This is a genomic window from Dokdonella sp. (assembly GCF_035703485.1).
Taxonomy (GTDB): domain Bacteria; phylum Pseudomonadota; class Gammaproteobacteria; order Xanthomonadales; family Rhodanobacteraceae; genus Dokdonella.
On the sequence record NZ_DASSYD010000191.1, the window covers coordinates 1 to 4,193 of the forward strand.

Sequence of the window (4,193 nt, forward strand, 5' to 3'; positions counted from 1 at the left end):
CGAAGCGAACAGGACGTCCGGGTTGGGATGCCCTGTGGCGGGGTTGGGCGCGCCTACAACAACGCATTGAGGGCTATCACCTTGCCCAAGAAATGATGCCAAAGATGTGATCAAGAGACAGGCGCAGGCAGGGGTCCAGTGCCTTTGCTTTGGCTCGATTCAGCATGAAGTTTTGACCCGAACCGGCCATTTCTTAGAAGCGATGGGTCACTGGGCCCCTGCCTGCGCAGGGGCGACGGGCATATGGGTCTTGAGGCTTGCTGATGCTTGCCCGCTTCATGCGCAGGGGCGACGGGCATATGGGTCGTGAGGCTTGCTGATGCTTGCACGCGTCGTACGCGGGGCGATAGGTGTGTGTGTGGGTGCTGCTCAACCCACAACCCTCAAACCTTGCTCGTAATCGTATCGGGGCGATCGGGATCGAAAATCTCGTTGGCCCAGAGCATCACCACCAGCTCCTCATCACCGATGTTGGTGATGTCATGCGCCCAGCCTGGAATGGTCTCGACGATCATCGGTTCCTCGCCGCCGGCCTCTACCTCATAAGTCTCATCGGTGGTCATGTGGCGAAAGCGGTAACGAGCCTGTCCCTTGATGACGAGGAATTTTTCGGTCTTGGTGTGGTGGTAGTGGCCGCCACGGGTGATGCCGGGATGGGCGGTGAAGAATGAAAACTGACCGGAATCCCTTGTCTTCAACATCTCCACGAACACACCGCGCGCGTCGCCGTGCTTCGGCACCGAGTAGCTGAAAGCCGCAGGCGGAAGGAAACTGACGTAGGTGGCGTACAGCGCGCGTATCAGGCCGGTGCCCACGCGTTCGATCAGCAGCGTGTTGCGCAAGTCGCGGAATGCCTCGATCTGCCGGGCCAGTTCGCCAACCGTGATCGAATACTCGGGCCCTGCCTCCGGGTAGCGCACGCCCTGCCCGGGATTCGCGAGAAATTGCACGAGTTCGGCCACGACATCGTCGATGTAGATCAAGCGAATCTGCGCGGACGGATTGTCGATACGGATTGGCAGATCACGCGCGATATTGTGGCAAAACGTGGCGACTGCCGAGTTGTATTCGGGTCGGCTCCATTTGCCGAAAACGTTGACCAATCGATAGAGCGCGACCGGCGCGCCGCTACTTCGCCCGTACTCGGCCAGATGCTCTTCCGCCTGGCGCTTGCTGGTGCCGTACGGGTTGTCCCGCTCTGCCTGGATCGACGAGGCAAAGGCGATCGGAATCGCCCGGCCAGCTTTTGACACCAAGTTGCACAGACGTTTCGTGAAATCCGCGTTCCCGGCCGCAAAATCCGCCGGGTCCTGCGGCCGGTTCACCCCAGCCAGATGGATCACGGCATCAGCCTGTCCTGCCAGCGCCTCCAGCGCGGAATCGCTGGTAGTGCGACTGACCCGAAGTACTTCAACGCCCTCCTGCTCGCTGAGGACGATGCACAAATTCTGACCGATGAAACCGTCGGCACCGGTGACAAGAATCTTCATCTCAATCCACCGGCATCGCGGCACGACCTGCGACCAGATCACGAATGAAATCCAGCTTGAGCAGCAGCTCCTTCATGGCTTCAACGTCCAGTTGCTGCGTGTTGGCAGACGTGTAGTCGCTTGCGTCGCTGATTCGCTTTTCGCCCTGCTCGACATACTTGCCGTAATTCAGGTCGCGCAAATCGGGTGGCACCCTGAAATAGCCCTGCAAATTCTCGGCGTATGTCATTTCCTCGCGACTGAGCAAGGTTTCGTGTTTCTTCTCGCCGTGACGGGTGCCAATGATCTGAATCGGATGATCTGGCTTATGCAGGAGCTCGACCAGTGCGCGGGCCAATGTCTGCAAAGTCGCCGCGGGTGCTTTCTGCACAAAGATGTCACCGCTGTTGCCATGCTCGAACGCGTACAACACCAGGTCGACGGCATCATCCAGGGTCATCATGAAGCGGGTCATGTCCGGATCGGTGATGGTGATCGGTGTACCGGCATTGATCTGGTTAACGAACAGCGGGATTACCGAGCCACGCGAAGCCATGACGTTGCCGTAACGGGTGCCGCAGATCGACGTCGCGGCAGGATCCACGTTGCGTGATTTGGCCACAAACACTTTTTCCATCATGGCTTTGGAGATACCCATGGCATTGATCGGATAGACCGCCTTGTCCGTACTCAGGCAGATCATGCGCTTGATCCCGCACTGAACCGCCGCCTCGGTGGCGTTCTCGGTGCCCAGCACATTGGTCTTGACCGCTTCCATCGGGTGGAACTCGCAAGAAGGCACCTGTTTGAGCGCCGCTGCATGGAAGACATAGTCCGCACCACGCATCGCATTCATCACACTGGCCGGATCACGCACGTCGCCGATGTAGAACTTGAGCTTGTCGGACGCGTAACGCTTGCGCATGTCGTCCTGCTTTTTCTCGTCGCGACTGAAGATGCGGATCTCGCCGATATCGGACTGCAGGAAGCGGCGCAGGACGGCGTTGCCAAATGAACCGGTGCCACCGCTAATCAAAAGCGTTTTGCTACGAAACATTCATTGGCCCCAGTTGCTTTACATTGTGGAAACCGGCAAGTACCCATCAACATGAGAGAAATCCGATGCGTACAGATCGACTTCGGTGATGGCTACCCATTCGCTCCTTAGCGCCATCGGTGTCGCCTTGCCGGAGTCAGCGACCTTTGACTAGTTGCGCCAAATCGCCTGCAAACACGCGATAGTCGAAATTGGCTAAAGCATGTGCTCTGCAGTGTTCCCGCATGACATTGCGTTGCGCCAATGGTAACTCTATCGCCCTTCTGAGAGTACTCTGGAGCGCAGAGACAGAGTGGTCGTTTACGACGAATCCGGTTCGCCCATCGATGACATGTACACCAAGATCACTGGAGATATTGGCGATCACGGGCGTTCCAGCCGCGAGACTCTCAACAACCTTGGTTGGAAAGCCTGCCATGGCTACTTTTCCCGGCTTGCGAACAAGCACGCTGAAATCACTTTCACCAATCAACCGAACTGCACCGTCATGGCATAACTGCCCGTGGACCGAGATCTCTTGCGGTAGCTCCCGAAAGCATCGATTTCTGATTGTCGGCAGCGCCATAACGTCGTTGACACTCGACCCCGCAATGTCCAACCGAACTCCGGCATATTCGTTTGCCACATCCAGAACCGCAGAAACTATGACATCCAATGCGTCTTTTGATCCGGGCGTACCTACATAACATAGTCGCAGAACGCCCTCTGCGCCTCCTCCATTTCCTTCTGGGAAGGTATGCACGTCCAACGTTGGGGGTATTAGCACAACGGGTAGCCTGGCTTCCATGAAATGCTTTTCAAGGTAGCTGCTTATCGCAATTACGCCATCAGTCCTGCAAATGAGGTAACGCATTGCAAGCTCGATGTTCAGCTGGTAAGGCGAAAGCCAACCGAGCCACATGCTGGGCTGATACCACTCGACCGCATCAAAGAACAGGGGAAGGGAGTTGGATTTGCACCACTTGCGAAGTCTTAGCAGGTAGGGCGTATAGCCACTGTATAGAATGACTGCCGACGGTGGAGTGGCCTCGCTACTCAACCATGAAACCGTTCGTCGGCCCATTAGCGAGTAGCGAAGGCGTCGGATCGGGCGCGGCCAGTTTTCGGAGTCTCTTTCGTCGAGTGAGACGACACGAATTCCGCCTCTCGATTCTCCAACCATCTCGTCCGCTTGGGCGCGCTGACCACTTGCTATGGTGACTCGGTAACCTGCCGCTACGGCCGATTGAGCCATGCCGAGAATCCGACGGGCAGCGGCACCGCCTTCCGGAAACGAAAAGGGTCCAACGATCGCTATCCACTTCGGCTCATGGCTTCCGCGTTCCGGGCTCGATTCCGTGATTTCCTCGCTCATTGGACCCAAGTTCGTGCGCTCAACGGCAGCTTGATTTGCACACCTATACAACAGCCTGGCATTGTTTCAATCGCGGTCATTTTTTTCCTGTCCCTGGATGAGCCTTTCAATGCTTTCAACCTTCTCAGAATCATCCAGGACTGCTGGCTGCAAAGGAGACTTGGCCAATCTAAGAACAAGATCAGGATCCTTGAGCAGACTTGCGAGACCATCAACTATTGATTGCTCGTTGTTGCCAACGATTAGACCCGATTCTCCATTTACTATTTGCTCTTCAATGCCGGAGAATCTTGTCGCAATCACTGCCTTCTGC

General features: G+C 56.5%; 4 protein-coding genes. All 4 read right to left on the reverse strand.

Annotation, left to right across the window (positions count from 1 at the left end; translation table 11 throughout):
- Nucleotides 1-383 precede the first annotated feature (383 nt).
- Nucleotides 384-1,490, reverse strand: a complete 1,107-nt coding sequence (gene wbjC, locus VFN25_RS14540) for a UDP-2-acetamido-2,6-beta-L-arabino-hexul-4-ose reductase (protein ID WP_325143160.1) — start codon at nucleotides 1,488-1,490, stop codon at nucleotides 384-386.
- Between the two features lies 1 nt (nucleotide 1,491).
- Entirely contained in the window at nucleotides 1,492-2,526 is a 1,035-nt protein-coding gene (locus VFN25_RS14545) for a polysaccharide biosynthesis protein (protein ID WP_325143162.1), read from the reverse strand.
- A 136-nt stretch (nucleotides 2,527-2,662) separates the two neighbouring features.
- Entirely contained in the window at nucleotides 2,663-3,880 is a 1,218-nt protein-coding gene (locus tag VFN25_RS14550) for a glycosyltransferase (RefSeq protein ID WP_325143164.1), read from the reverse strand.
- Nucleotides 3,881-3,946: 66 nt separating this feature from the next.
- Nucleotides 3,947-4,193 (reverse strand): glycosyltransferase (locus VFN25_RS14555; RefSeq protein WP_325143166.1); only part of this gene is annotated, 247 nt, incomplete at its 5' end.